The sequence below is a fragment of the Pseudomonas sp. Emmai genome (assembly GCF_055179735.1).
On the sequence record NZ_CM143685.1, the window covers coordinates 2148132 to 2172803 of the forward strand.

A 24672-nucleotide genomic window follows, 5' to 3' on the forward strand; every position below is an offset into this window, starting at 1 on the left:
GCGATGTATCAGCAACATTGATATCGTCTGACACGCCGCCTTCGCGAGCAAGCCCGCTCCCATAGGGGATTTATGTGGTCTGAAAAAACCCATCAAAACGCCGCTTTACCCACCGAAGCACCACCATCGACAAACAGTGTCTGCCCGGTAATGAACCCGCTCTGCTCGGACAACAGAAAGGCAATCGCCGAAGCGATTTCTTCCGGTTGTCCCAACCGGCCCATCGGTACGCTAGCCAGATAACGCGCTTCACCTTCGCTGCCAATCGGATTGTTCTCTCGGAACAGTTCCGTTTCCGTCGGGCCGGGGGCCACGGCGTTGACCGTGATCCCGGTTTGCGCCAGTTCCAGCGCCCAGGATCGGGTGAAGCTGACCAGCGCCGCTTTCGCCGCCGCATACGCCGTGCGCTGGGTGATCCCGAGCACCGTCAGGCTGGAAATATTCACCACTCGGCCCCAGCCTTTGGCGCGCATGTTCGGCAGCAACGTCTGGGTTGTTTGCAGGGCTGAGTGCAGATTGACCCGCATCACGTCGTCAAAGGTGTCAAGGTCGATTTCGCCCAACACCTGCGGTCGGACCAGGCCGACGTTGTTCACCAGCCCATCGAACTCGTACTGGCTGGCCAGATCAGCCAATACTTCCCGGGTCAGCGTCCTGTCGCTCAGGTCGAGTGGAAACAGCGTGCCGGGAAACGACAGGTCGGGTGTCCGGGCAATCCCGACCACGCGATGACCAGCACGGTCCAAGTGCTCGGCCACGGCACGACCAATGCCTTTGCTGGCGCCGGTGATGAGAAATGTACGTGGGGTCATGACAACTCCTATCAGGATGTGCCGCGGGTAACGCGGCACTTGATCGGTTCAGCCGCGAAGCGCATCCAGCATCGCTTCAGGCTCTGGCCGCTGAGTGTAATCCGGGTTGACCTCGGCGTAACGGATCACGCCATCCTGGCCGATCACATAACGCGCCGGCATCGGCAGGGTCCAGGACGGGTCATCGTTGAAGGTGGGCAGGTCGTTGCGCAGGTTTTTGTACAACTCGACCAGGTAATCCGGCAACGCGAAACGCAGACCGAAAGCCTGCGCTACATCGTTGTGAGTGTCGCTCAGGATCGGGAACTCCAACCCGTTGATGCGCACTGATTTGCGGCTGTTGGCGGCGATCTGCGGCGAGATCGCCACCAGGTTCGCCCCCAATTCCTGCAACGTCGGCAGGAACGCCTGCACGGCTTGCAGCTCCATGTTGCAGTACGGGCACCAGACACCGCGATAGAACGTCAGCACCAACGGACCCTTGGCCAGCAGATCGGCGGAGGACACAGGGTTGCCGTCGGGGTCCTTGAGCGTAAACAACGGCGCCTTATCCCCGACCTTCAGGGCTTTGCCGGCCGCGCCGGACGCAATCAATTGCGCAGTGGCGCGCTCCATGATCGGGTGGATTTCAGCCGGGGCGTTGTAAGGCGGTTTACCGGCCTTGAAGTCAGCTTTGAACGCATCGAGTTTTGCTTGCAGGGTCATGATCGTAATCCTTGAAGAGGAAGCCGGTTGGCTGGGATCAATGGTGACCTTGGACGGGGCCGCGGGGAACGTGGGTGGGGGGCATAGGATTCATTCTTGGGGGGAATGTCGTGTCTCGAATCACACGCTGTAAAACAACCGAACGTCGTGCTTCCAGTTTTCATGCTTGAATAAAGATAACTCTAGAGTTACTTTTGTTTGGCCGGAGCAAGGAGGCTGGTGGTGCAAAGCAGGCTATTGATCAAGGAGCTGGAGGAGGCGGGCTGGACACTGGACCGGGTCACCGGCAGTCATCACATCTTCATTCACCGTTACAACCCATACACGATCCCCGTCCCGCACCCGAAAAAGGATTTACCGATCGGGACGGTTAAAAGCATCAGGAGGCGAGCCGGGCTGTATTGCCCGCCTGCCAGTTACACAGGAGATCCATAATGCAATATCCCATCTGTATCGAGTGGGGCGACGAGAACACCGCCATCGGTATTCAGATCCCCGATATTCCGGGCGCTGTCACTGCCGGGGATTCGTTTGAAGACGCCTATAACGCTGCAATCGAGGTTGCTCACATAATGCTGCAGGAAATTGCGGCTGACGGAGAGCCGATTCCTATGCCGACTTCAGCGGCCGCACACCGTGGCAATCCCGAGTTTGCTGATATGGGCTGGGGAATGCTGGAACTGGACATTGCGCCTTACATGGGCAAAACCGAGAAGGTCAACGTGACATTGCCCGGCTATGTCATCCAGCGTATCGACCGCTATGTGCGGGAACATAACATCAAAAGCCGCTCCTCCTTTTTGGCGGATGCGGCGATGGAAAAATTGGTTCGGCATTGAATGAAACAACATGTTCACGGGCAAGCCGGCGAAGGGCATGCCCGTAAGCGATCAACGTGTCATCGCGCTTGATCGGGAGGTCTGCAAAGGTCAGTCATGCCATGGTGGCTGATGAGCTCCCTGATTGACGTTCCCAGTGCACTTTGACTCAGGGCTATTTCAACTTCGCCGGTGTAGGACTCGTCAACATGTCCCCGTGTGTCTGCACTGGTGAGCGGGCTGATGCTGCTGTTCTGAGGGCTGAGGCGAAAGGTTGTGTAGGGGATGCCCGGGGTTGGCTTGTTCCTTTGCCGGGTGCTCATAAAGTCGAAGGAATAGGTTCTCCTGATGGAGTCCATGCACGCTGTAACGGTCTGCGGTGGCGACGCTTCGTTGTACATCACCACCGCCTTCTCGCCGAACTGCAGAAACAGGCAGCCGAACCACCATATGCAACTGGCGAGAACGGACAGGCCCCAGGCGCGCACCACCCCAACTCTGGAAAACAACAAGTTCAGCAGATAAGGCCAGGTCATCATCGGCAGAAAGTATTTGCCAATCTTCCAGGCCCAGCTCTGGTTACCAAGCCAGATTCCCGGGTTGTAGATCATCACCAGCATGACGATGGCGTAGAACACCACTGCCAACGTCCACACCACAAAGTTGGTGGCAAAACGACTCTCGTGCCGGGTTCGCTGTTCTTCCTTCAGTTCGGCGATAACTTGCGTGAAGTCGGTTTCAGCCACGGGAGGAGGGTTGGCTTTGCGTTCTTTATCGCGCAACGCCTTGCGCTGGCGTCGCAGACGCTCAGGGTTTTTTGAAGACATGAGGGGGAAATCTTCCTTGATTGCGCTGTTCGGCGGCAGCTCCATGTGTGCCTCGATGATTGCAAGCACCTGAGTGGGCGTGAGGATAAACACCCACGCCCGCTGCGTCGATAGCGGTCTCGATCAGGCCGTCACGGGCTCTGCGACGCGCGAAACACTCAAAAACCGCCCCAACGCCAACAGCGGAAACGCACTGCCCACAATCACGATCCACAACCAGCCACCCTGTTCATACACCGCACTGGCCACCGACGAACCAAACGCGCCGCCGATGAAGATGCTGGTCATGTACAGCGCATTCAAGCGGCTGCGGCTTTTGGCGTCGAGGGCGTAGACCGCGCGTTGGCCGAGGACCATGTTCATTTGTACGCAGAAATCGAGCACCACGCCGGTGACGGCCAGGCCGATCACGCTGTAGATCGGGTGGATGAACGCCGGCAGGAAGCTCAGGCTGGCGAACACCAGGGCCAGCAGCGAGGCGATGCGGGTGTGGCCGGCATCGGCCAGGCGACCGGCGATGGGCGCGGCGATGGCACCGATGGCACCGACCAGAGCGAAGATCGCGATCTGGGTCTGGCTCAGGCCATGATTGCGCGCCAGTTCCAGCGGTACGGCGGTCCAGAACAGGCTGAAGGTGGCGAACATGCAACCCTGGTAGAACGCACGCTGGCGCAGCACCGGTTGTTGACGCAGCAACGTCCACAACGAGCCAAGCAACTGGCCATAAGAGGCACTGTGATCAGGCTGACGCTTGGGGATTGTCAACGCCAGCACGATGCTGATCGCCGCCATCAACGCCGCCGCAATCATGAACATCGCCCGCCAGCCGAAGTGGTCCGCCACCACGCTGGACACTGGCCGCGCCAGCAGGATACCCAACAGCAAACCGCCCATGATCCCGCCGACCACCCGGCCGCGGGATTCTTCCGGCGCCAGATGGGCGGCCAATGGAATAAGGATCTGCACCGACACCGAACTGAAACCCACCAGCAACGAGATCAGCAGGAACACATTCGGCTGATCGGTAAACGCCGCGCCGAGCAGGCTGGCAATCGCCACCAGAGTGGTGATGATCATCAGCTTGCGGTTCTCCAGCAGATCACCCAGCGGCACCAGGAAAAACAGGCCCAGCGCATAGCCGATCTGGGTCAGCGAAACGATGAAACTGGCCATGGTGCTGGTCAGGCCGATGTCCGGTGCGATCAGGCCGATGATCGGTTGGGCATAGTAGATGTTGGCGACAATGGCGCCGCAGCAGAAGGCGAACAACATCACCATGCCTTTGGTCATTGTCACGGCGCCGTGGGGCGTCTGAGTTGCTGGGTTCATAACGTGTCTCGCTAAACAGGAGGAATGCGCGAAGGCTAAAGGGCTGACCCATACGGCGGAAGAGAGGTTGGAGTGATAGTAATCATTCCATTGCGGAATGAGTGATGGACACATGTGCTGTCCATCGGTGGACCTGGCGTCAAAACATTGAGGTCTGATGATACATTCACTTACATCTTGTTCGATAGCGTGCTTATGTTCTCTCTTCACGTTTCATAACAGGAAGGCACTTCCATGAATGCGATGTTTCGTCACCTGATTCGCGGTGCATCGGTGGTTACCTTGATCAGCTTGTTCACGGCAACCACCGCCATGGCGGCCGAAGCGCCAGGCACGCGCATCGGCGTGCGCGGCGAGATCACCGGGGTCAGCGCCGACAGCTTGAAGGTCCATGCCAACAGCGGCGAAAACGTGGTGATCAAACTGACCCAGGACACCAAAGTCCGCGCGGTCACCCTGGCCAATATCGAAGACATCAAACCCGGCAGCTACATCGGCTCGGCGGCGATTCCCCAGGATGACGGCACGCTCAAGGCTCTGGAAGTCCACGTCTTTCCGCCGGAACTGGCCGGCAGCGGCGACGGCCATCGGCCCTTCGACTTGGCCAAGGGCAGCAGCATGACCAATGGCAGCGTGGGTGATCTGGTGGTCAGCAACGGCAGGACCCTGACCGTTAATTACAAAGGCGGCCAGCAGAAGATTCTGGTGCCGGAGGACGTGCCGATCGTGAACCTGATGCCGGGGGATCGCAGCCTGCTCAAGGTCGGAGTGAAGATCGTGACGTTCGTGACCCAGAGCGCGGACGGGACGCTGACGGCGCAATCCATCTCCGCCGGCAAGGATGGCGTGGCCCCGCCGATGTAATGACCCCAACCGTTCGTTCCCATGTTCCGCGTGGGAATGCCTCAATGGACGCTCCGCGTCCGCTTGGGACGCGGAGCGTCCCGGGCTGCATTCCCACGCAGAGCGTGGGAACGATCAACGGGGGATCGCCGTCGTGCCGTGGGTTTGGGTGATACAGCGAGCACAAAAAAGGCGACCTCTGCAGGTCGCCTTTTTCATGGTTGCCTAGGCCTTACTGCGCATAAATCTGATCAAAGATCCCGCCATCATTGAAGTGGGTCTTTTGCACGGTGCGCCAGTCGCCAAAGGTCTTCTCTACCGAGAGGAAATCAACCTTCGGGAAGCGATCGGTGTACTTGGCCAACACCGCCGGGTCCCGCGGACGCAGGTAGTTAGCCGCCGCAATCTCCTGGCCTTCCGGCGACCACAGGTACTTCAGGTATTCCTCAGCCGCGGCGCGGGAGCCTTTCTTGTCGACGACTTTATCAACCACGGACACCGGCGGCTCCGCCTCAGCCGAAACGCTCGGGTAGATCACTTCAAACTGGTCGCGACCAAACTCGCGGGCAATCATTTCCGCTTCGTTCTCGAAGGTCACCAGCACGTCGCCGATCTGGTTGGTCATGAAGGTGGTGGTGGCGGCGCGGCCACCGGTATCGAGTACCGGCGCTTGTTTGAACAGTTTGCCGACGAAGGCTTTGGCCTTGTTTTCGTCGCCGCCGTTTTTCAGCACATAGCCCCAGGCCGAGAGGTAGGTGTAGCGGCCGTTGCCCGAGGTTTTCGGGTTGGGCACGATCACCTGGACGCCGTCCTTGAGCAGGTCGGGCCAGTCTTTCAGGGCTTTCGGGTTGCCTTTGCGCACGATGAAGACGGTGGCCGAGGTGAACGGCGCGCTGTTGTTCGGCAGGCGCGTGACCCAGTTGTCCGGGATCAGTTTGCCGTTGTCCGCCAGGGCGTTGATGTCGGTGGCCATGTTCATGGTGATGACATCAGCGGGCAGGCCGTCGATCACCGAACGCGCCTGTTTGCTGGAGCCGCCGAAGGACATCTGCAGGGTGATGTTTTCGTTGTGCTCGGCTTGCCAGTGTTTCTGGAACGCAGTGTTGTAGTCCTTATAGAAATCGCGCATCACGTCGTAGGAAACGTTGAGCAGGGTCGGTGCGGCCTGAGCCACGCTGGTCAGGGCCAGGCCTGCGGCCAGAAGTGAGGCGCCAAAGAGTTTTTTCACTGCGCATTCCTTGTTCTAAATAGGTGTTCTTATTAAAAGTGAGGCCATTTGCCAGCGACTATAGCCGGGCTTGCATAGGCCTTTAAAGATTAAAAAGCACTTTGCTTATTCCATTTTCTTAAACAGCTGATTGCCACACCGCGAGCAAAACGCCGCGCCATGTTCGTGGCTGTTTTTCTTGCACACCGGGCAGTCGTGTTGCAGTTGTTCACCGCGCATGGCGTTGGCCAGTTCGGCGGTGAAAATCCCCGTCGGTACGGCGATGATCGAGTAACCGGTGATCATCACCAGCGACGAAATCACCTGGCCCAGCGGGGTCTTGGGCACGATGTCGCCGAAGCCCACGGTGGTCAGCGTCACGATAGCCCAATAGATGCCTTTGGGAATGCTGGTGAAGCCGTGTTCCGGGCCTTCGATCACGTACATCAACGTGCCGAACACCGTCACCAGGGTGCAGACGCTGACCAGGAACACCACGATCTTCTGCTTGCTGCCGCGCAGCGCCGACATCAGATAGTTGGCTTGCTTGAGGTAGGGGCTGAGCTTGAGTACGCGGAAAATCCGCAACATCCGAATGATCCGGATGATCAGCAGGTACTGCGCATCGGCGTAATACAGCGCGAGAATGCCGGGCACAATCGCCAGCAAATCCACCAAGCCATAGAAGCTGAACGCATAGCGCAACGGCTTGGGCGAGCAGTACAGGCGCAGGCCGTATTCGATGGCGAAAATAACCGTGAAGCCCCACTCGATGTACGCCAGCACGTCGGCGTAGTTCTGGTGGATCGCGTCGATGCTGTCGAGCATCACGATCACGATGCTGGCGAGGATGATCAACAGCAAGATGCCGTCGAAGCGCCGCCCGGCCTTGGTGTCGCTCTGGAAAACCATGACGTAAAGCTCTTCACGCCAGTTTTTGCTGATGTCCATGGGTTACGCCTGAACCGAGAATCAGCGAAGCCTAGGTTGATTCTCCCCAGGAGCGCAAGGCTCAAGGGCGACTGTGGCTTTGCCGTGCTTTTGAGTGGCGGCGCGGACCAGCCAGCAGGCGAGGATGAACGGCGCGGTCAGCGTAGGCAGACCGATGGCGGCAAACACCGGCGTCAGCCACAGCGCTGACGCAATACCGAGCACAGGCAGCCACGACCGCTGGCGCTGCGAGCTGAAGGCGAGGGCGGCGAGTACGGCGTTATAGCTCCCGAGCCCGAGCAATGCGCTATAGAAGTCGTGGTGCAGCAGGCTCCAGCCCATGCCGGCGACGGACGCCAGCAACGCCCAGCAGAAGGCGCGGCGATCAGCGATCAGCAAACCGGCGGCAATCATCGCGCCGGCCAGTGGATGACCAAGGAACATCACTTGACCGAGGCCTTTGAGGGGCGCCACGAGCATGTTCAGCGTGTTGATTTCGATCAAATGCGCCGTGGTCGACGGTGTGGCGAAGCACAGCAGCAACCAGCTCATCCCCACAAAGGGGGTGGTGTAGGCCGGCAGATATTGGCTGACCCGCGCGCGTTTGAGCCACTGCTGCGTAATCATCGCGCTCAGACCGCCGCAGGCAATGATTAGCAGGGGTAACATCGCGGACCAGGGGAAATACAGGCTCAGCAGCACGCCAAGCAGAACGCCGTTATAGCTGAACAGCCCGGCCTGACGATCAGCCTTGGCATAGCCGCGACGTTGCGCGGTAAGCAACCCGGCGACCCCGCCCAGCAGCGCACCGCCGAGCAGCGCGGGTGCGGTAAAAAGAATCGCCAACAGACACAGCAGACCGCACAGCGGATGGCGCTGGAGGAAGATCTGACTGAAGCCGTTGAGCAGGGCCGTGGCCCAGTCGGGGCAGTGGGTGTTGAAGTGGTTGGCAGGCATGATAAGGGTCTTAGTACCGATCTTTCCCACGCTCTGCGTGGGAATGCCTCAATGGACGCTCTGCGTCTGCTCTTGGGACGCAGAGCGTCCCGGGCTGCATTCCCACGCAGAGCATGGGAACGATCATCGTGTGGGTTAAATCAACGTCTCGATACGCAACGAATTAGTCGACCCTGGCTGCCCAAACGGCACACCCGCGGTGATCAACAACGTATCCCCGCGCTGTGCCATGCCTTGGGCCTGGGCAATCTCCAGCGCCGTCGAACACACCTCATCCACCTGCCGCAGCCGATCATTGACCACCGAGTGCACGCCCCAGGCCACGGTCAAGCGGCGCGCGGTTTGCAGGTTTGGCGTCAGGTTGAGGATCGGCACCGTCGGCCGCTCCCGCGCCGCCCGCAGGCTCGAAGTCCCGGACTCGCTGTAGTTCACCAGCACCGCCACCGGCAGCACGTTGCTGATGCGACGAATCGCACAGCTGATCGCATCGGAAACCGTGGCTTCAGCCTTCGGCCGGCTCACGTCCAGTTGCGTCTGATAGTCCGGACCGTTTTCCACCTGGCGGATGATCTTGCTCATCATCTGCACCGCCTCCAGCGGGTACTCGCCGGACGCGGTTTCCGCCGACAGCATCACCGCATCCGCGCCTTCAGCCACGGCGTTGGCGACGTCGGTGACTTCGGCGCGGGTCGGGGCCGGGGAGAAGCGCATCGACTCCAGCATCTGCGTCGCCACCACCACCGGCTTACCGAGCTGACGGCAAATGCTGATGATGTTTTTCTGAATCTGCGGCACGCTTTCGGCCGGCACTTCCACGCCCAGATCACCGCGAGCGACCATGATCGCGTCGCTCAATTCGGCGATTTCCCGCAGTTGAGTGACCGCCGACGGTTTCTCGATCTTCGCCATCAAGAACGCCTTGTCGCCGATCAGCGCACGGGCTTCGCGGATGTCCTCCGGGCGCTGCACAAACGACAGCGCCACCCAGTCCACGCCCAGCTCCAGACCGAAGCTCAAATCGCGACGATCCTTGGCAGTCAGCGGGCTCAAGTCGAGCACCGCTTGCGGCACGTTCACGCCTTTGCGATCCGACAATTCACCGCCATTCAGCACCGTGGTATCGATCGCGTCGGAGTACTGGGTGACGACCCGCAGGCGCAGTTTGCCGTCGTCCAGCAGCAGGTCCATCCCCGGCTCAAGGGCGGCGATGATTTCCGGGTGCGGCAGGTTGACCCGGCGTTGATCGCCCGGGGTCGGATCGAGGTCCAGGCGCAGCGCCTGGCCGCGATGCAGTTGCACCTTGCCCTCGGCAAACTTGCCGACCCGCAGTTTCGGGCCTTGCAGGTCCATCAGAATCCCCAACGGGTAATTCAACTGACGCTCGACTTCACGAATCCACTGATAGCGCTGGGCATGGTCGGCGTGATCGCCGTGGCTGAAATTCAGGCGGAAGATATTCACCCCGGCCTGCACCAGTTCGCGAATGTCATCGATGCCGTCGGTGGCCGGGCCGAGGGTGGCGAGGATTTTGACCTTTTTATCAGGCGTCATTTTTTGTGCTCTCGAGAATCAGGATCGCGCGGAAGTCGTTGACGTTGGTGCGGGTCGGCTCGGTGACGATCAGGGCGTCCAGCGCCTCGAAATAGCCGTAGCCATTGTTGTTGTCCAGCTCGTCGCTGGCACTCAAACCGAGGGCAACCGCGCGGGCATAGCTGTCCGGGGTCATGATCGCGCCGGCGTTGTCTTCGGAGCCGTCGATGCCATCGGTGTCACCGGCCAGGGCGTACACGCCGGGGAGGCCTTTGAGGCTGTCGGTCAGGCTCAGCAGGAACTCGGCGTTGCGCCCGCCGCGACCATTGCCGCGCACGGTAACCGTGGTTTCACCGCCGGACAGAATCACGCACGGCGCCGCCAATGGCTGGCCATGCAAAACGATCTGCCGCGCGATGCCGGCGTGGACCTTGGCCACTTCCCGGGATTCGCCTTCCAGGTCACCGAGGATCAGCGGGCTGAAACCAGCCTGGCGGCACTTCACCGCCGCCGCTTCCAGGGATTGCTGGGGGCGGGCGATCAATTGGAAATGACTGCGGGCCAGGCTCGGGTCGCCGGGTTTGACGGTTTCCGATTCGGGGCTTTGCAGCCAGGTGCGCACGGACGCCGGGACGTCGATGTCGTAGCGCTTGAGGATCGCCAGGGCTTCGGCGGAGGTGCTCGGGTCGGCCACGGTCGGGCCGGAGGCGATGACGGTGGCGAGGTCACCCGGCACATCGGAAATCGCGTAGGTATAAACAGTCGCCGGCCAGCAAGCCTTGCCCAGGCGCCCGCCCTTGATCGCCGAGAGGTGCTTGCGCACGCAGTTCATCTCGCCGATGGTCGCGCCGGATTTGAGCAGGGCTTTGTTGATCGATTGCTTGTCCGCGAGGGTAATGCCTGCCGCCGGAAGGGCGAGCAGTGCCGAGCCACCGCCGGAGAGCAGGAAGATCACACGGTCGTCTTCGGTCAGGTTGCTGACCAGGTCCAACACCCGTTTGGCGACGGCAAGACCGGCCGCATCCGGCACCGGGTGCGCGGCTTCGACCACTTCGATTTTTTCGCACGGGGCGCCGTGGCCGTAGCGGGTCACCACCAGACCCGAGACTTCGCCCTGCCAGCAGCGCTCGACCACTTGGGCCATGGCGGCTGCGGCTTTACCGGCACCGATCACGATCACGCGAGCGCTGCGATCTTTCGGCAGATAGGCTTCGAGGACTTGCTGCGGATGGGCTGCGTCGATGGCTGTGGCAAACAGCTCGCGCAGCAGGTGTTGCGGATCGACCGACATGGCGGGCTCCCAATCTTATTGTTCTTGGTTTGGTGCTAATGATCGTTCCCACGCTGCGCGTGGGAATGCCTCAATGGACGCTCCGCGTCCGCTTCGACAGGGACGCGGAGCGTCCCGGGATGCATTCCCACGCGGAGCGTGGGAACGATCAGTGCCGCAAAGGGCTTACTTCTTATCGCGAATCGAGAAATTCGCCATGTGTTCCAGGCCCTTGATCAGCGCCGAGTGGTCCCAGTTGCTGCCGCCGATGGCCGCGCAGGTGCTGAACACTTGCTGGGCGTTGGCGGTGTTCGGCAGGTTGATGTTCAGTTCCTTGGCGCCTTGCAGGGCCAGGTTCAGGTCCTTCTGGTGCAGGCTGATGCGGAAGCCCGGATCGAAGGTGCCCTTGATCATGCGCTCGCCGTGTACTTCGAGGATCTTCGACGACGCGAAACCGCCCATCAGCGCTTCACGGACCTTGGCTGGATCGGCACCGTTTTTCGAGGCGAACAACAGGGCTTCGGCCACAGCCTGGATGTTCAACGCCACGATGATCTGGTTCGCCACTTTCGCGGTTTGACCGTCGCCGTTGCCGCCAACCAGGGTGATGTTCTTGCCCATCGCCTGGAACAGCGGCAGGGCGCGTTCGAAGGCGTCGGCATCGCCGCCGATCATGATGCTCAGGCTTGCCGCCTTGGCGCCGACTTCACCACCGGACACTGGCGCGTCGAGGTACTGGGCGCCTTTTTCGTTGATCTTGGCGGCGAAGGCTTTGGTGGCGGTCGGCGAGATCGAGCTCATGTCGATCACGACTTTGCCTTTGCCGACACCGGCAGCAATGCCGTCGGCGCGGAACAGCACGTCATCGACCTGCGGGGTATCCGGCACCATGATGATGATGAATTCGGCTTCCTGGGCGACTTCCTTCGGGTTGGCCAGGGCGACGGCGCCGCCGGCAATCAGATCCGCCGGGGCGGCGTCGTGGTGCGCCGACAGGAACAGGCTGTGACCGGCTTTCTGCAGGTTCAATGCCATTGGGTGGCCCATGATGCCGGTGCCGATAAATCCGATTTTAGCCATGAGAAAATCCTCTTGTTTTTGTGTAGCTCCCGATGCTTGACCGGTGAGCCTTTTGTGGCGAGGGGGCTTGCCCCCGTTGGGTCGCGAAGCGGCCCCAAAACTGTATTCACGGTGAATCAGACAGAACGCGTATGCAGGTTTTACGACTGCTTCGCAGCCGAACGGGGGCAAGCCCCCTCGCCACATAAGCCCGCTCCCACAAGGGGAACTGCTCAGATTGCGTTATGGGTTTTCAACCAGCCCAGGCCCGCTTCTGTGGTGGTCAGCGGCTTGTATTCGCAACCGACCCAACCCTGATAACCAATGCGATCCAGGTGTTCGAACAGGAAGCGGTAGTTGATCTCTCCGGTGCCTGGTTCGTTGCGCCCTGGGTTGTCTGCCAACTGCACGTGGTTGATTTCGCCCAGGTGCGATTGCAGGGTGCGGGCCAGGTCGCCTTCCATGATTTGCATGTGGTAGATGTCGTATTGCAGGAACAGATTGGCGCTGCCGACCTGTTCGCGAATCGACAGGGCTTGCGCCGTGTTGTTCAGGTAGAAACCCGGGATGTCGCGGGTGTTGATCGCTTCCATCACCAGTTTGATGCCCACCGCTTGCAGCTTGTCGGCGGCGTACTTGAGGTTGCTGACGAAGGTCTTTTCCACGGTGGCGTCATCGACGTTTTGTGGACGAATACCGGCCAGGCAGTTGACCTGGGTGTTGCCCAGGACCTGGGCGTAGGCAATCGCCAGATCGACCCCGGCGCGGAATTCTTCGACCCGATCCGGCAGGCACGCGATACCGCGTTCGCCCTTGGCCCAGTCACCGGCCGGCAGGTTGAACAGCACCTGGGTCAGACCGTTGGCGTCGAGCTTGGCCTTGATCTCGGCGGAGCTGAAGTCGTAAGGGAACAGGTACTCGACACCACTGAAACCGGCCTTGGCGGCCGCTTCAAAACGGGCAAGAAAATCCTGTTCGGTGAACAGCATGGACAGGTTGGCTGCGAAACGCGGCATGGTGGTCTCCCGTAAATGTGTGAGGGCCGATCGTTCCCATGCTCTGCGTGGGAATGCCGTCCCGGACGCTCTGCGTCCAGCCGTTATGTGACGCGGAGCGTCACCGGATGCATTCCCACGCAGAGCGTGGGAACGATCATAGTGGTCAATCGAGCAACGAAATCGCGGTTGGCGCATCGTTGCCGACCAGCGCCAGGTCTTCGAATTCGTTGACGGCGTTGATCTCGGTGCCCATGGAAATGTTGGTTACGCGCTCCAGGATAATCTCGACGATCACCGGCACCTTGAACTCTTCGATCAGCTCCTGGGCCTTGCGCAGGGCAGGCTGGATCTGACCCGGTTCGAACACGCGCAGTGCCTTGCAGCCGAGGCCTTCGGCGACTGCGACGTGGTCGACACCGTAACCGTTGAGCTCCGGAGCGTTGAGGTTATCGAAGGACAGCTGCACGCAGTAGTCCATGTCGAAACCGCGCTGGGCCTGACGGATCAGCCCCAGGTACGAGTTGTTCACCACCACGTGGATGTACGGCAGTTTGAACTGCGCGCCCACCGCCAATTCTTCAATCATGAACTGGAAATCATAGTCGCCGGACAGTGCCACGACCTTGCGCGTCGGATCGGCCTTGACCACGCCCAGCGCCGCCGGAATGGTCCAGCCCAACGGGCCGGCCTGACCGCAGTTGATCCAGTGACGCGGCTTGTAGACGTGCAGGAACTGCGCGCCGGCAATCTGCGACAGACCGATGGTACTTACATAGCAAGTGTCTTTGCCGAACACTTGGTTCATCTCTTCATACACGCGCTGCGGCTTGACCGGCACGTTGTCGAAGTGGGTCTTGCGTTGCAGGCTGGCCTTGCGCTGCTGGCAGTCTTGCAGCCAGGCGCTACGGTTTTTCAGCTTGCCGGCGGCCTGCCATTCGCGAGCGACTTCGATGAACACGGTCAGCGCGGCCGCGGCGTCGGAGACGATGCCCAGGTCCGGGTTGAACACGCGGCCGATTTGCGTCGGCTCGATGTCAACGTGAATGAATTTGCGGCCTTCGGTGTAGACGTCGATCGAACCGGTGTGGCGGTTGGCCCAACGGTTACCGACGCCCAGCACCACGTCCGATTTCAACAGCGTCGCGTTGCCGTAGCGGTGCGAGGTTTGCAGGCCGACCATGCCGACCATCAACGGGTGATCGTCCGGGATCGTGCCCCAGCCCATCAGGGTCGGGATCACTGGAATGCCGGTCAGCTCGGCGAACTCCACCAGCAAGTCGCTGGCATCGGCATTGATGATGCCGCCACCGGCCACCAGCAACGGACGCTCAGCCTGGTCGAGCATGGCCAGGGCCTTCTCGATTTGCACGCGGTTGGCGGTGGGCTTGGCCAGCGGCAGAGGCTGGTAGGCGTCGATGTCGAATTCGATTTCAGCCATCTGCACGTCGAACGGCAGGTCGATCAGCACGGGGCCAGGGCGGCCGGAGCGCATTTCATAGAAAGCTTTCTGAAACGCGTACGGCACCTGGCCCGGTTCCATGACGGTGGTGGCCCACTTGGTCACTGGCTTGACGATGGCGGTGATGTCGACTGCCTGGAAGTCTTCTTTATGCATGCGCGCCCGCGGTGCCTGGCCGGTGATGCACAGGATCGGGATCGAGTCGGCCGAGGCGCTGTACAAGCCGGTGACCATGTCGGTGCCCGCCGGGCCGGAAGTGCCGATGCACACGCCGATGTTGCCGGCCTTGGTGCGGGTGTAGCCCTCAGCCATGTGCGAAGCGCCTTCAACGTGGCGAGCGAGGACGTGATCGATGCCACCGACCTTCTGCAAGGCGGAGTACAGCGGGTTGATCGCGGCGCCCGGGATGCCAAAAGCGGTATCAACCCCTTCACGGCGCATCACCAGAACGGCGGCTTCGATTGCTCTCATTTTGCTCATGGTTTTGGTGCCTCTTACGTTTTGTAATTGTATACAAGTGGCTTTGCGCAGAGTGTATTCACGGCGGACGGCGCAGGTCAATCCATTTTCTCAAGCGGCTGTTTCATTCGTCGGAAGCCCGTTCTACTGTGGCTTTTCGTCGCATGTGGCGCTTTTCGAGAATTATTGTATACAAATAAATAATCTATTGTGTTCTATTTGTTGGATCGGACTGCGGCACAAAACCGCAGCCCAACCGCTTTCCAATAACAAAATGAGGACGGCACCATGAGCGCTTTAACCTTGAAAGACGCAGTCAACCTGACGAACCAGGCCATCGCCGCAGGGCGTGCAGTTTCCGCAGCTCCACTGACCATCGCGGTATTGGATGCCGGCGGACATTTGATTTCTTTGCAACGGGAAGACGGCGCCAGCCTGCTGCGCCCGCAAATCGCCATCGGCAAAGCGTGGGGCGCGATAGCGCTGGGCAAGGGCTCACGCCTGCTGGCGCTGGACGCCCAACAACGCCCGGCATTTATTGCCGCGCTCAATAGCATGGGGCAGGGCAGCGTGGTGCCGGCACCGGGCGGTGTGTTGATTCGGGATCAGGACGGCAACGTACTGGGTGCGGTAGGCATCAGCGGCGATCTGTCGGATGTGGACGAACAATGTGCGATCAGCGCGATCGAGGCCCAGGGCTTGCGCGCGGATGCTGGGGTGACGGCTTGATCTGAAGTAAATCGACACCGCCGGCAGCGCGGTGATGACGAAGCGGGGCGGGGTCGATAGACTGCCGCCCCTCTCGTTTTTGTATCAAGGAAGATCTGCGTGAAGACGCTACTTGGCATCACTCTGGCCACGGCCATGACCCTCTGCACACCTTTTCTGCACGCCGCCGAACCGCTGGACGCCGAAGACATTGCGTTCCAGGCCCTCAGCCCGGTGGTCACCGCGCTGCTCAATGCCGACGACGTGGATGAGCTGATGGCCCGGGCCGAAAAGCTCGAAGACACCGACACCCTGCAGGCCATCGCGGTGTATCTGGCGGCCAGCCGTGAAGACCCCAAGCAACTGCTCGCGCCTTATCAGGTGGCGGCGCTGTTCGCCCGGCGCGGCGATGACAAACTGGCGCAACGCTTCCTGAGGGAAGCCGATGATCGCGGCATGTGGTTCGGCCCGATGCTGGCCAGCGACGAAGACTTTTCCGAACTGCGCCAGACCGCCACTTACAAAACCGTGTTGGCCAACGCCCAGCAGCGCTATCAGAAAATCGCCCCCGGCAAGGTTGGCGCGATTTCGGTGCTCAATCCTCCCGCCAGTGTTCCCGTGCCCGCCGCGTGCCGGCCGGTGCTGGTGTGGATGCATGGCTACGGGGTCAACGGCGAGGTCGATGATTATCAGTCGCTCGCGGACACCGGCGCGATCGTTCTCGGCATCAACGGCACCGAGATGATCAATGCGGTCGACAGCTTCCGCTGGATCGGTCCGGGCTTTGAAGGCACCCATAAAGCGGTGCAGAACGGCTTGAAAGAACTGGAGGCGCAGCAATGCATCGACCGCAAGCATGTTTACCTGATGGGGTTCTCCCAAGGCTCGCAACATGCCGGCGCGCTGTTGGCGCAGCATCCGGATGACTACGCCGGCGCACTGCTGGTGTCACCCGGCGGCATGCAGCCAACGCCGACCGTGAGCAAGGCCCATGGCAAACGGGTGTTCGTGATCAACGGCAAGATGGAAGGGCCGGGCAACCAGCAGATGGCCACCGATTTCCGCAAGCTGTTCAGTGATGGCAACGAGGTTAAATCCCGTACCCATGAAGAAGGGCACACGTTCCCGGATGACTGGCGTACTTCGTTCCCGCAGGCGCTGCGCTGGTTGATGGGCAGCGAAGCTTGAAAGCAAAAGATCGCAGGTTTGAAGGCTGCGATCTTTGCTTGATTGAAAACCGGATCTAACGATCCGGTTCACACCCCTTGAGCACCAGGCGAATAATCGTCTGCGCTGCCGCTTCATAATCCGCCTCATCCAGCTTCGACTTGCCGGTGACTGCAGAGATCTGCCAGTCGAAGTCGGCGTACGTCTGGGTCGCGGCCCAGATGCTGAACATCAGGTGGTTGGGGTCGATGGGGGCGATCTGGCCGCGGTCGATCCAGGTCTGGATGCAGTCGATGTTGTGCTTGGCCTGCCCATTGAGGCGTTCGACCAGGTCGGCGCTCAGGTGCGGCGCGCCGTGCATGATTTCGCTGGCAAACACCTTGGAGGCGAAGGGCAGGTCGCGGGAGATGCGGATCTTGGAGCGGATGTAGCCGCTCAGCACTTCACTGGGCACGCCGTCGGCGTTGAACGGCGTCGAGGCCTGCAGGATCGGCTCGATGATGCTTTCCAGGACCTCGCGGTAGAGGTTTTCCTTGGATTTGAAATAGTAGTAGACGTTGGGCTTGGGCAATCCCGCCTTGGCCGCGATATCGCTGGTTTTGGTCGCAGCGAAGCCCTTGTCGGCAAATTCTTCACTGGCGGCACGCAGGATCAGTTCTTTGTTGCGCTCGCGGATAGTGCTCATAAACCAGGGGGTTCCTTGCCTGTTCTGGCGGTTGCGCATGGTAGCACCGGGCTCGCGCGGCGCTCAAGAATGCACCGTGCGGCGCTCGGCCGCGCTATGCTGCGCGGCATTCATTACTCGAAGGAAACCTGATTCATGGCAGGAAGCAGTTTGCTGGTGCTGATCGACGACATCGCCGCGGTACTCGACGACGTGGCATTGATGACCAAAATGGCCGCGAAGAAGACGGCTGGCGTACTCGGCGACGACCTGGCGCTCAATGCCCAGCAAGTCAGCGGTGTGCGCGCCGAACGGGAAATCCCGGTGGTCTGGGCGGTCGCCAAGGGCTCGTTTCTCAACAAACTGATCCTGGTGCCGTCGGCATTGGCCATCAGCGTGTTCATTCCGTGGCTGGTCACGCCGTTGTTGATGGTCGGCGGTGCTTATCTGTGCTTTGAGGGTTTCGAGAAACTGGCCCACAAGTTCCTGCACAGCAAGGCTGAAGACGACGCCGAGCACGCGCAACTGGTCGAGGCCGTGGCCGATCCGGCCACGGATCTGGTGGCGTTCGAACAGGACAAGATCAAAGGCGCGATCCGCACCGACTTCATCCTCTCGGCAGAAATCATCGCCATCACCCTCGGCACCGTCGCCGGCGCTTCGCTGACCCAGCAAGTGATCGTGCTGTCGGGCATCGCCATCGTCATGACCATCGGCGTCTATGGCCTGGTGGCGGGCATCGTCAAACTCGACGACCTGGGCCTGTGGCTGACCCAGAAACCGGGGCAAATGGCCAAAAGCATCGGCGGCGCGATCCTGCGGGCGGCACCGTACATGATGAAAAGCCTGTCGGTGATCGGCACGGCGGCGATGTTCCTGGTCGGCGGCGGGATCCTGACCCATGGCGTGCCGCTGGTGCATCACTGGATTGAAAGCGTCAGCGCGAGTGCTGGCGGTGCGGCGTTTATCGTGCCGACGTTGTTGAATGCGGTGGCGGGGATTGTGGCGGGGGCGGTGGTGTTGGCCGGCGTCATGATCGCAAGCAAGATCTGGCGTTCAGTCAAAGGCTGAACCTGTAGGAGCAAAGCTTGCTCGCGATGAGGCCATAACATTCAACATCTGGGTTGACTGCCGAGCCGCCATCGCGAGCAAGCGTTGTTCCTACAGTGGGTCGGTGGTGGTGTTGATTGATCGTTCCCACGCTCCGGGTGGGAATGCAGCCCGGGACGCTCCGCGTCCCATTCAAAGCTGAACGCGGAGCGTCCGTTGAGGCATTCCCACACAGGGCGTGGGAACGATCATCAGAAAGCAAAAAGGCCATTCGACTCGCATCGAATGGCCTTTTTTATTGCCGCCGGATTGTGTATCGCCAGCGTTACTCGGCGATCTGCAACTTACGCGACTCGGTGTACACGTAACGCACCTTCTCGTACTCGAACGGCGAGTTCAGCTGACCGTAGCGGAAGCTGGTCTGGTAGCGCTTGTCGACGCCGCGCAGGACCCAGATTTCCGGGTGGTTGGAGCTGACTTCGGAGACGTTCAGGAAGTTGACCGCCGACTCGCCGGTGTAGTCGACCACCAGCCCGGCGGTGTCGCGCAGGTTGGAGGGGCCGAGGATCGGCAGTACGAAGTAGGCACCGCCCGGTACGCCGTAGAAGCCCAGGGTCTGGCCGAAGTCTTCGCTCTGGCGCGGCAGGCCCATGGCGGTGGCCGGGTCCCACAGGCCGGCAACGCCGATGGTGGTGTTGAGCAGCAGTCGCGCGGTGGTTTCCAGCGAGCGGTGGCCCTTGAGCTGGAGCATGCTGTTCAACAGGTTCGGCACGTCACCGAGGTTGTTGAAGAAGTTGCTCACACCTGTGCGCAAAAAGCTCGGGGTCACGTAGCGATAGCCGTCGACCACGGGCAGGAACACCCATTGGTCGAAGCGGTAGTTGAAGTGGTAGACCCGACGGTTCCACTCCTCCAGCGGGTCGTAGACGTTCAGCGCGTTGAGCGTCGAGCGCTCGAACTCGCGCTGGTCCAGGCCCGGGTTGAACTTGAGTTTGCTCAGCGGTTCCTTGAAGCCATCGTTGTCGATCACGACCGGCGCGTTGGCTTTGCTGTTGTCGGCATTGGCGACGCCTGCACAGAGTAACGCTGCGATAAGCAGGAGATATTTAGCCACGGAAGAACTCCAGCATGGCGTCGCTGTTGACGCGATAGTTAAGGTTGCCGCAATGGCCGCCCAATGGGTAAACAGTCAAGCGATCGCCGAAGGTGCGGCGCAGGAAACCCAGGTCGCCAGGGCCGAGGATCACGTCGTCGGCGTTATGCATGACGGAGATTTTCGGGCTGTCGTGCAGGTAATCCTTCAAGGCATACAAACTCACCTGGTCGATCAGTTGCAGCAGGCTGCCGCCGTCGGTGCGGGCGCGCCACATCGGGATAACCTGCTCGGTGATGTAGCAGTCGAAGTCGCATTGCAGCGCACGCTTGAGGAACGGCGTGAGGCTGGTGCCTTCGGTGATCGGGTACTTCGGCGGCGTGATCAGGCCACGGCGGTTGATCAGGTCGGAGGTGAAGGCAATGTCGGCCGCCGAGAACCGGAACGAGGTGCCGATCAGCATCGCCATCTGTTCGTTGGTCAGGTGCTGCTTGGACTGCTGGAAGTCGTAGAGCAGGGCATCGTTGAGGTCGATGTAGCCTTTTTGCTGGAAGTAGCGGGTCAGTTTGTTCAGCACCAGTTCATAGAAAGTGGTGCTGTTGTTGATGCCCTTGACCTCGGTCTGCACCAGCTTGTCGAGGTTGGTGATCGAGGTGTAGAGGTTGACCGGCGGGTTGAGCAGCAAGACTTTCTTGAAGTTGAAGCTGCGACGGGTTTCGTCCAGGTGCGCGACGAAGGCTGCGTCCAGTGCGCCGAGGCTGTAACCGGTCAGGTAGTACTCGGTGACGGGCGTCTTCGGGTTTTGCGCCCGCACGGCCTGCATCACCCGGTACATGTCTTCGGCGTCTTCCTTGGTGATACCGGGCGTGGCGAAGCGTGACGCGGCGCTCATGAAGTCGAAGCTGGTCGGCGACGACAGCTGCACCACGTGGTAGCCGGCCTTGTAGTAAAGCTTCTTCAGGTATTCGTTGAGGCTGCTGTCATAACGCGCGCCGGTGCCGGCGATCAGGAAAATCAGCGGCGCGGCGTGATCCTGGGTGGCGATGCGATAGGTGAGTTTCTTCACCGGCCAGAAGTTGTCCGGCAGGCTGAATTCACGCTCCGGGCGCAAACGGACGCTACGGTCCTGCTGATTGATGTCTTCGTTGGCCGGCAACTCCGGGCGCAACTCCGGTGGAGTGGTGGCAATGGTCGCCTCGAACGGGTTCGTCAAGGGGTAGCCATAGCTGGCGGCGTCGATGTCGACCGCCAGTGCGGACGCACTCAAAATAAGGCCGCCAAACAGGGCGGCGAAGCGCAAGGAACGGAGCATGACTAAATCCCTTAGAGGAAAGGTGCCGATTGAGGTTCGCAGGCTATGACCACGGGGTTTGCGCCAAAGTGCCATGGATCGGCACCAATCAGGCCTAAATTCGGGGTAATAGTAGCTGGACGATACACTTTGCAGTGATTGCCTGCCCAGTTAAGTGTTGTTAAGGCTTGCACAAAGCCGCCGGGCGCTTAAGCTGGCCGCCGTTTTCGTCTATTGGAGTGCTTCATGTCCCGCCGTCTGCCCGTGATTCTGCTGCTTGTTTTGCTGCCTTTATGGCTGGCCGCCAGTTATGGCGCGCGTTATGGCTTCATGGAGGACGCGCAATGGGTCGGCCTGTGCGTGGACGAGGCGAGCCGCTGGGAGTGCCAGGTCCGCTCGAACCTGGGGCTGATGATTCACTTCAAGGTCTTGGGCTGGGGCGCAGTCGCCGCGGCGGTCATCGGTTTTGTCGTACCGGGGCGGGCAGGGTGGTGGCTGGCGGTGTTGGCGCTGGTGCTGGGGTTCCCGGCGTTGGCGTTGTACAACACGACGCTGGCAGTGTTTGCGGTGGTGATTGCGGCGTTGCGGTTGGTTCGGGCTTCTCGTAGCGCCTGATAGATCGCCTTCGCGGGCAAGCCTCGCTCCTACGGATTGTTGTCGTTCACATAATTTGTGAACGACACACCCCTGTAGGAGCGAGGCTTGCCCGCGAAGAGGCCCGCAAATTCGCCGAGGATCAGCCCTTGCGAACCCGCAAACACCGCCACAACGCCGCCACCATCAATACACTCACCAGCGCCCAACCCCAGGCCTGCTGGTTCTGCAACCCTTCACGAAACAGCTGCGGCGCAATGCCGGCACCGATGATGAAGGTCAGCAGCGCAATCTCCCGACGCGGTACGCTCACCGGACGGCACAGGTACACCAGCGCCGGCAGGATAAACGCGACACTCGGGAAACTGCGATAGCGCGGGTCGAACACCAGCTCCAGCATCATCACTGCCGCCGCAAACCCGGCGGCTGCTACCAGCCAGCCTGCTCGGCGCTCCAGCAGATTAAAGGCGCATTCACGCCAACCGTTGCGCGCACTCAAGGTCAGCGCGGCATGGGCCAGCACCAACAGATTCAATGCCGTCAGCAAGCCGACCCACAGCCATTCACTGGCAAACCGGGTGGTGACCCGCGCCAGGTCGCCCCAGGCCCCGATCGAGCAAGCCGCCAGCGCCGCCAACAGTGGCAGCACCAATGCCGCGCGGGTGCTGCGGACCCGACCGCCCAGCAGCAAGGTGCCAAGGAAGATCACACCGCCCACCGCCAGCCATTGTGACCAGTACGGCACGTTGGATACCGGACCGGCCAGCACGCCCTTGTCCTGGCGATCAGCATCAAACAGGCCCCAGTAACCGCCGACCGCGCCTTCGCTGGCGCGCTTCCACGGCTGGTCAAAGGCTTCGATCAGGTTGTAATGCCAGCCCTGTTGCTCGGCCATGGCGACAAAACCACGGATGAACTTGGCTTCGTTGACTCGGCTCGGCAGCGCGGTTTCACGCTGGCGACCTTCGCTCGGCCAGCCGGTTTCGCCGATCAGCACGTCCTTGGGCGCGAACTTGTTGCCGAACACCTGGCGCACTTCGGCCACGTGTTGCAGGGCTGCGTCGATGTTCGACGGATCATCTTCCCAGTACGGCAACAAATGGATGGTCAGGAAATCCACCGCCGGGGCGATTTCCGGGTGCTTGAGCCAGAACTCCCAGACGTCGGCATAAGTGACCGGCTGCTTGATCTGGCTTTTCACCTGATTGATCAGCTTCGCCAATTGCGCGCCAGTGACTTCCTTGCGCAGCAGCGCTTCGTTGCCGACGATCACCGAGGTCACGACGTCCGGGTTGGCGTTGGCCGAAGCGATCAGCAGATCGACTTCCTTGGCCGTGTCCACGGGGTTGCTGTTGACCCAGGCACCGATCATCAGCTTCAACCCGTGCTTGCGCGCCAGGTCGGGCAGGGCCTCGAGGCCGGTCATGGAATAGGTGCGGATGCATTCGAAGCTTTTGGACAGCAGCGCGAGGTCGGCGTCCATGCGCTCGGGGCGCAATTTGAACGGCTGGTCGAACGGCGACTGGTCCTTGTCGAACGGGGTGTAGGAGGCGCATTGCAACTTGTGCGTGGCGCTGGCCACGTCCGGCAGAATCACCGGTTTGCCGAGGCCGTACCAGAAACCGCCAAGGGCAAACAGCCCGAGCAGGCAGGCGAAAACATAAGCGAAAAAAGGAAAGCGTGATGTCGCGGGCATGGTCAGGCCGTCTGGGAGCAAAGCCGCGCATGTTACCTGCATTTGCCCCGGGCTTGGTGCCCTGCATGATTTTGACATGCAAAGTTCGGGCGGATCGGGCGGGGTGGTTGCGGCGATCACGATTAATGGCGTTCTGATGTCGTTTCTCGATGCCTTGAGGTCGTTGGCAGCACAGGTCGCTGTTGTCGTGAGGTTGATTATCGAAGCGTCAGTACTCCGCTGACGTTTTCACGATTTTGCGGTGAGGCGTGATGGGGGCGCTGTGCACCATAACAATACGTTGACGCCGCTCGGCATCCGTCGGGCGCAGCACTTTCGGGGAAGTAACGATGAAGATGCGACGACTTTTAGGCGCGAGTGCCGCTCTGGTGCTTGCGATTGGCTCCACATTCGCCAATGCCGAGAGCAAGACCCTGAGCATCGGTTACGTTGACGGCTGGTCCGACAGCGTTGCGACCACTCACGTGGCCGCCGAAGTGATCAAGCAGAAACTCGGCTATGACGTGAAGCTGCAAGCCGTCGCGACCGGGATCATGTGGCAAGGCGTGGCCACCGGCAAACTCGACGCCATGCTGTCCGCCTGGCTGCCGGTGACCCACGGCGACTACTGGACCAAGAACAAGGATCAGGTCGTCGACTACGGCCCGAACTTCAAGGATGCAAAAATCGGCCTGATCGTGCCGGAGTACGTGAAAGCCAAGAGCATCGACGATCTGAAAACCGATGACAGCTTCAAAGGCCGTATCGTCGGCATTGACGCCGGTTCGGGCGTGATGCTCAAGACCGATCAGGCGATCAAGGACTACGGCCTGACCAACTACACCCTCAAGGCCAGTTCCGGCGCCGGCATGATTGCCGAGCTGACCCGTGCCGAGAAAAAGAACGAATCCATCGCTGTCACCGGTTGGGTGCCGCACTGGATGTTCGCCAAGTGGAAACTGCGCTTCCTCGACGACCCGAAAGGCGTGTATGGCGCGGCTGAAACCGTGAACAGCATCGGCAGCAAGGAATTGGCAACCAAAGCGCCGGAAGTGGCCAAGTTCCTGAAAAACTTCCAGTGGGCCTCGAAAGACGAAATTGGCGAAGTCATGTTGGCGATTCAGGATGGTGCAAAACCTGAAGCCGCGGCCAAGGACTGGGTGGCCAAACACCCGGAGCGCGTTGCCGAATGGACCAAGTGATTTGAGCGCAAGCGTCTAATCAGCA

Annotated in this window: 24 protein-coding genes; 8 read left to right on the plus strand and 16 right to left on the minus strand. The window is 60.6% G+C overall.

Annotated features, from left to right (window positions below; all coding sequences use genetic code 11):
* Positions 1–92: 92 nt before the first annotated feature.
* Both ACY4LX_RS09730 and ACY4LX_RS09735 read right to left on the minus strand, forming a co-directional pair.
* Positions 93–812 carry an SDR family oxidoreductase gene (locus tag ACY4LX_RS09730; RefSeq protein WP_463259777.1) on the minus strand — a complete coding sequence of 240 codons (720 nt, stop codon included), beginning with the start codon at positions 810–812 and terminating at the stop codon, positions 93–95.
* Positions 813–860: 48 nt separating this feature from the next.
* Positions 861–1517 (minus strand): peroxiredoxin-like family protein, encoded by a 657-nt coding sequence (locus ACY4LX_RS09735; RefSeq protein WP_463259778.1) that lies wholly within the window; start codon positions 1515–1517, stop codon positions 861–863.
* A gap of 222 nt (positions 1518–1739) precedes the next feature.
* Between ACY4LX_RS09735 and ACY4LX_RS09740 the strand changes: the two genes are divergently transcribed.
* Both ACY4LX_RS09740 and ACY4LX_RS09745 read left to right on the plus strand, forming a co-directional pair.
* Positions 1740–1952 (plus strand): type II toxin-antitoxin system HicA family toxin, encoded by a 213-nt coding sequence (locus tag ACY4LX_RS09740; RefSeq protein ID WP_149656993.1) that lies wholly within the window; start codon positions 1740–1742, stop codon positions 1950–1952.
* Positions 1952–2356 (plus strand): type II toxin-antitoxin system HicB family antitoxin, encoded by a 405-nt coding sequence (locus ACY4LX_RS09745; RefSeq protein WP_149656992.1) that lies wholly within the window; start codon positions 1952–1954, stop codon positions 2354–2356. Before ACY4LX_RS09740 ends, ACY4LX_RS09745 begins: the two co-directional genes overlap by 1 nt.
* 59 nt (positions 2357–2415) lie before the next feature.
* Here the strand turns inward: ACY4LX_RS09745 and ACY4LX_RS09750 are convergent, their stop codons facing one another.
* A complete protein-coding gene (locus ACY4LX_RS09750; RefSeq protein ID WP_463259779.1) occupies positions 2416–3207 on the minus strand; it encodes a hypothetical protein in 792 nt (263 codons plus the stop codon).
* Between the two features lie 78 nt (positions 3208–3285).
* Positions 3286–4491, minus strand: coding sequence for an MFS transporter (locus tag ACY4LX_RS09755; protein WP_463259780.1), 1206 nt, complete (start codon positions 4489–4491; stop codon positions 3286–3288).
* A 234-nt stretch (positions 4492–4725) separates the two neighbouring features.
* Here ACY4LX_RS09755 and ACY4LX_RS09760 point away from each other — a divergent pair, with 234 nt between their 5' ends.
* Positions 4726–5355: a DUF5666 domain-containing protein gene (locus ACY4LX_RS09760; RefSeq protein ID WP_178128976.1), complete on the plus strand. Its 630-nt coding sequence runs from the start codon at positions 4726–4728 to the stop codon at positions 5353–5355.
* Positions 5356–5566: 211 nt separating this feature from the next.
* Here the strand turns inward: ACY4LX_RS09760 and ACY4LX_RS09765 are convergent, their stop codons facing one another.
* The 8 genes from ACY4LX_RS09765 to gcl all read right to left on the minus strand — a co-directional run bounded on the left by ACY4LX_RS09765 (position 5567) and on the right by gcl (position 15224).
* Positions 5567–6562: a sulfate ABC transporter substrate-binding protein gene (locus ACY4LX_RS09765; protein ID WP_149656989.1), complete on the minus strand. Its 996-nt coding sequence runs from the start codon at positions 6560–6562 to the stop codon at positions 5567–5569.
* A 105-nt stretch (positions 6563–6667) separates the two neighbouring features.
* Positions 6668–7492, minus strand: coding sequence for an ion transporter (locus ACY4LX_RS09770; RefSeq protein ID WP_149656988.1), 825 nt, complete (start codon positions 7490–7492; stop codon positions 6668–6670).
* Positions 7493–7513: 21 nt separating this feature from the next.
* Positions 7514–8428, minus strand: a complete 915-nt coding sequence (locus ACY4LX_RS09775; protein WP_463259781.1) for an urea transporter — start codon at positions 8426–8428, stop codon at positions 7514–7516.
* Between the two features lie 135 nt (positions 8429–8563).
* Positions 8564–9979: a pyruvate kinase gene (gene pyk / locus ACY4LX_RS09780; RefSeq protein WP_149656986.1), complete on the minus strand. Its 1416-nt coding sequence runs from the start codon at positions 9977–9979 to the stop codon at positions 8564–8566.
* Positions 9969–11249 carry a glycerate kinase type-2 family protein gene (locus tag ACY4LX_RS09785; RefSeq protein WP_463259782.1) on the minus strand — a complete coding sequence of 427 codons (1281 nt, stop codon included), beginning with the start codon at positions 11247–11249 and terminating at the stop codon, positions 9969–9971. The genes pyk and ACY4LX_RS09785 overlap by 11 nt, the downstream gene beginning before the upstream one ends.
* 165 nt (positions 11250–11414) lie before the next feature.
* A complete protein-coding gene (locus tag ACY4LX_RS09790) occupies positions 11415–12308 on the minus strand; it encodes a 2-hydroxy-3-oxopropionate reductase (protein WP_133839090.1) in 894 nt (297 codons plus the stop codon).
* 212 nt (positions 12309–12520) lie between these two features.
* Positions 12521–13303: a hydroxypyruvate isomerase gene (gene hyi / locus ACY4LX_RS09795; RefSeq protein ID WP_149656984.1), complete on the minus strand. Its 783-nt coding sequence runs from the start codon at positions 13301–13303 to the stop codon at positions 12521–12523.
* 145 nt (positions 13304–13448) lie between these two features.
* Positions 13449–15224: a glyoxylate carboligase gene (gene gcl / locus ACY4LX_RS09800; RefSeq protein ID WP_123510515.1), complete on the minus strand. Its 1776-nt coding sequence runs from the start codon at positions 15222–15224 to the stop codon at positions 13449–13451.
* A gap of 267 nt (positions 15225–15491) precedes the next feature.
* On the opposite strand from gcl, the gene ACY4LX_RS09805 reads away from it, so the two are divergent.
* Positions 15492–15932, plus strand: a complete 441-nt coding sequence (locus ACY4LX_RS09805; protein ID WP_149656983.1) for a GlcG/HbpS family heme-binding protein — start codon at positions 15492–15494, stop codon at positions 15930–15932.
* 99 nt (positions 15933–16031) lie between these two features.
* Positions 16032–17099 carry an alpha/beta hydrolase gene (locus tag ACY4LX_RS09810; RefSeq protein WP_463259783.1) on the plus strand — a complete coding sequence of 356 codons (1068 nt, stop codon included), beginning with the start codon at positions 16032–16034 and terminating at the stop codon, positions 17097–17099.
* Positions 17100–17154: 55 nt separating this feature from the next.
* Here the strand turns inward: ACY4LX_RS09810 and ACY4LX_RS09815 are convergent, their stop codons facing one another.
* Positions 17155–17763 (minus strand): TetR/AcrR family transcriptional regulator, encoded by a 609-nt coding sequence (locus ACY4LX_RS09815; RefSeq protein ID WP_149656981.1) that lies wholly within the window; start codon positions 17761–17763, stop codon positions 17155–17157.
* A gap of 135 nt (positions 17764–17898) precedes the next feature.
* Here ACY4LX_RS09815 and ACY4LX_RS09820 point away from each other — a divergent pair, with 135 nt between their 5' ends.
* Positions 17899–18813 carry a DUF808 domain-containing protein gene (locus ACY4LX_RS09820; protein WP_463259784.1) on the plus strand — a complete coding sequence of 305 codons (915 nt, stop codon included), beginning with the start codon at positions 17899–17901 and terminating at the stop codon, positions 18811–18813.
* Positions 18814–19117: 304 nt separating this feature from the next.
* Here ACY4LX_RS09820 and ACY4LX_RS09825 read toward each other — a convergent pair whose 3' ends face one another.
* Both ACY4LX_RS09825 and ACY4LX_RS09830 read right to left on the minus strand, forming a co-directional pair.
* Positions 19118–19906 carry an MlaA family lipoprotein gene (locus ACY4LX_RS09825; protein ID WP_149656979.1) on the minus strand — a complete coding sequence of 263 codons (789 nt, stop codon included), beginning with the start codon at positions 19904–19906 and terminating at the stop codon, positions 19118–19120.
* Complete coding sequence (locus ACY4LX_RS09830) at positions 19899–21197, minus strand: serine/threonine protein kinase (RefSeq protein WP_054049439.1); 1299 nt, start codon at positions 21195–21197, stop codon at positions 19899–19901. The genes ACY4LX_RS09825 and ACY4LX_RS09830 overlap by 8 nt, the downstream gene beginning before the upstream one ends.
* Before the next feature lie 225 nt (positions 21198–21422).
* Here ACY4LX_RS09830 and ACY4LX_RS09835 point away from each other — a divergent pair, with 225 nt between their 5' ends.
* Positions 21423–21791 (plus strand): hypothetical protein, encoded by a 369-nt coding sequence (locus ACY4LX_RS09835; RefSeq protein ID WP_054615728.1) that lies wholly within the window; start codon positions 21423–21425, stop codon positions 21789–21791.
* Between the two features lie 121 nt (positions 21792–21912).
* Here the strand turns inward: ACY4LX_RS09835 and ACY4LX_RS09840 are convergent, their stop codons facing one another.
* Positions 21913–23508, minus strand: a complete 1596-nt coding sequence (locus tag ACY4LX_RS09840) for a glycoside hydrolase family 17 protein (protein ID WP_463259785.1) — start codon at positions 23506–23508, stop codon at positions 21913–21915.
* A 287-nt stretch (positions 23509–23795) separates the two neighbouring features.
* Here ACY4LX_RS09840 and ACY4LX_RS09845 point away from each other — a divergent pair, with 287 nt between their 5' ends.
* Positions 23796–24647, plus strand: a complete 852-nt coding sequence (locus tag ACY4LX_RS09845) for a glycine betaine ABC transporter substrate-binding protein (protein WP_149656975.1) — start codon at positions 23796–23798, stop codon at positions 24645–24647.
* Positions 24648–24672 lie beyond the last annotated feature (25 nt).

Bases quoted from the DNA above. Each gene is read 5' to 3' on its own strand.
- ACY4LX_RS09730 (WP_463259777.1), bottom strand. From the start codon at position 812: ATGACCCCACGTACATTTCTCATCACCGGCGCCAGCAAAGGCATTGGT.
- ACY4LX_RS09735 (WP_463259778.1), bottom strand. From the start codon at position 1,517: ATGACCCTGCAAGCAAAACTCGATGCGTTCAAAGCTGACTTCAAGGCC.
- ACY4LX_RS09745 (WP_149656992.1), top strand. From the start codon at position 1,952: ATGCAATATCCCATCTGTATCGAGTGGGGCGACGAGAACACCGCCATC.
- ACY4LX_RS09750 (WP_463259779.1), bottom strand. From the start codon at position 3,207: ATGGAGCTGCCGCCGAACAGCGCAATCAAGGAAGATTTCCCCCTCATG.
- ACY4LX_RS09755 (WP_463259780.1), bottom strand. From the start codon at position 4,491: ATGAACCCAGCAACTCAGACGCCCCACGGCGCCGTGACAATGACCAAA.
- ACY4LX_RS09760 (WP_178128976.1), top strand. From the start codon at position 4,726: ATGAATGCGATGTTTCGTCACCTGATTCGCGGTGCATCGGTGGTTACC.
- ACY4LX_RS09770 (WP_149656988.1), bottom strand. From the start codon at position 7,492: ATGGACATCAGCAAAAACTGGCGTGAAGAGCTTTACGTCATGGTTTTC.
- ACY4LX_RS09775 (WP_463259781.1), bottom strand. From the start codon at position 8,428: ATGCCTGCCAACCACTTCAACACCCACTGCCCCGACTGGGCCACGGCC.
- pyk (WP_149656986.1), bottom strand. From the start codon at position 9,979: ATGACGCCTGATAAAAAGGTCAAAATCCTCGCCACCCTCGGCCCGGCC.
- ACY4LX_RS09785 (WP_463259782.1), bottom strand. From the start codon at position 11,249: ATGTCGGTCGATCCGCAACACCTGCTGCGCGAGCTGTTTGCCACAGCC.
- ACY4LX_RS09790 (WP_133839090.1), bottom strand. From the start codon at position 12,308: ATGGCTAAAATCGGATTTATCGGCACCGGCATCATGGGCCACCCAATG.
- hyi (WP_149656984.1), bottom strand. From the start codon at position 13,303: ATGCCGCGTTTCGCAGCCAACCTGTCCATGCTGTTCACCGAACAGGAT.
- gcl (WP_123510515.1), bottom strand. From the start codon at position 15,224: ATGAGCAAAATGAGAGCAATCGAAGCCGCCGTTCTGGTGATGCGCCGT.
- ACY4LX_RS09805 (WP_149656983.1), top strand. From the start codon at position 15,492: ATGAGCGCTTTAACCTTGAAAGACGCAGTCAACCTGACGAACCAGGCC.
- ACY4LX_RS09815 (WP_149656981.1), bottom strand. From the start codon at position 17,763: ATGAGCACTATCCGCGAGCGCAACAAAGAACTGATCCTGCGTGCCGCC.
- ACY4LX_RS09820 (WP_463259784.1), top strand. From the start codon at position 17,899: ATGGCAGGAAGCAGTTTGCTGGTGCTGATCGACGACATCGCCGCGGTA.
- ACY4LX_RS09830 (WP_054049439.1), bottom strand. From the start codon at position 21,197: ATGCTCCGTTCCTTGCGCTTCGCCGCCCTGTTTGGCGGCCTTATTTTG.
- ACY4LX_RS09835 (WP_054615728.1), top strand. From the start codon at position 21,423: ATGTCCCGCCGTCTGCCCGTGATTCTGCTGCTTGTTTTGCTGCCTTTA.
- ACY4LX_RS09840 (WP_463259785.1), bottom strand. From the start codon at position 23,508: ATGCAGGTAACATGCGCGGCTTTGCTCCCAGACGGCCTGACCATGCCC.
- ACY4LX_RS09845 (WP_149656975.1), top strand. From the start codon at position 23,796: ATGAAGATGCGACGACTTTTAGGCGCGAGTGCCGCTCTGGTGCTTGCG.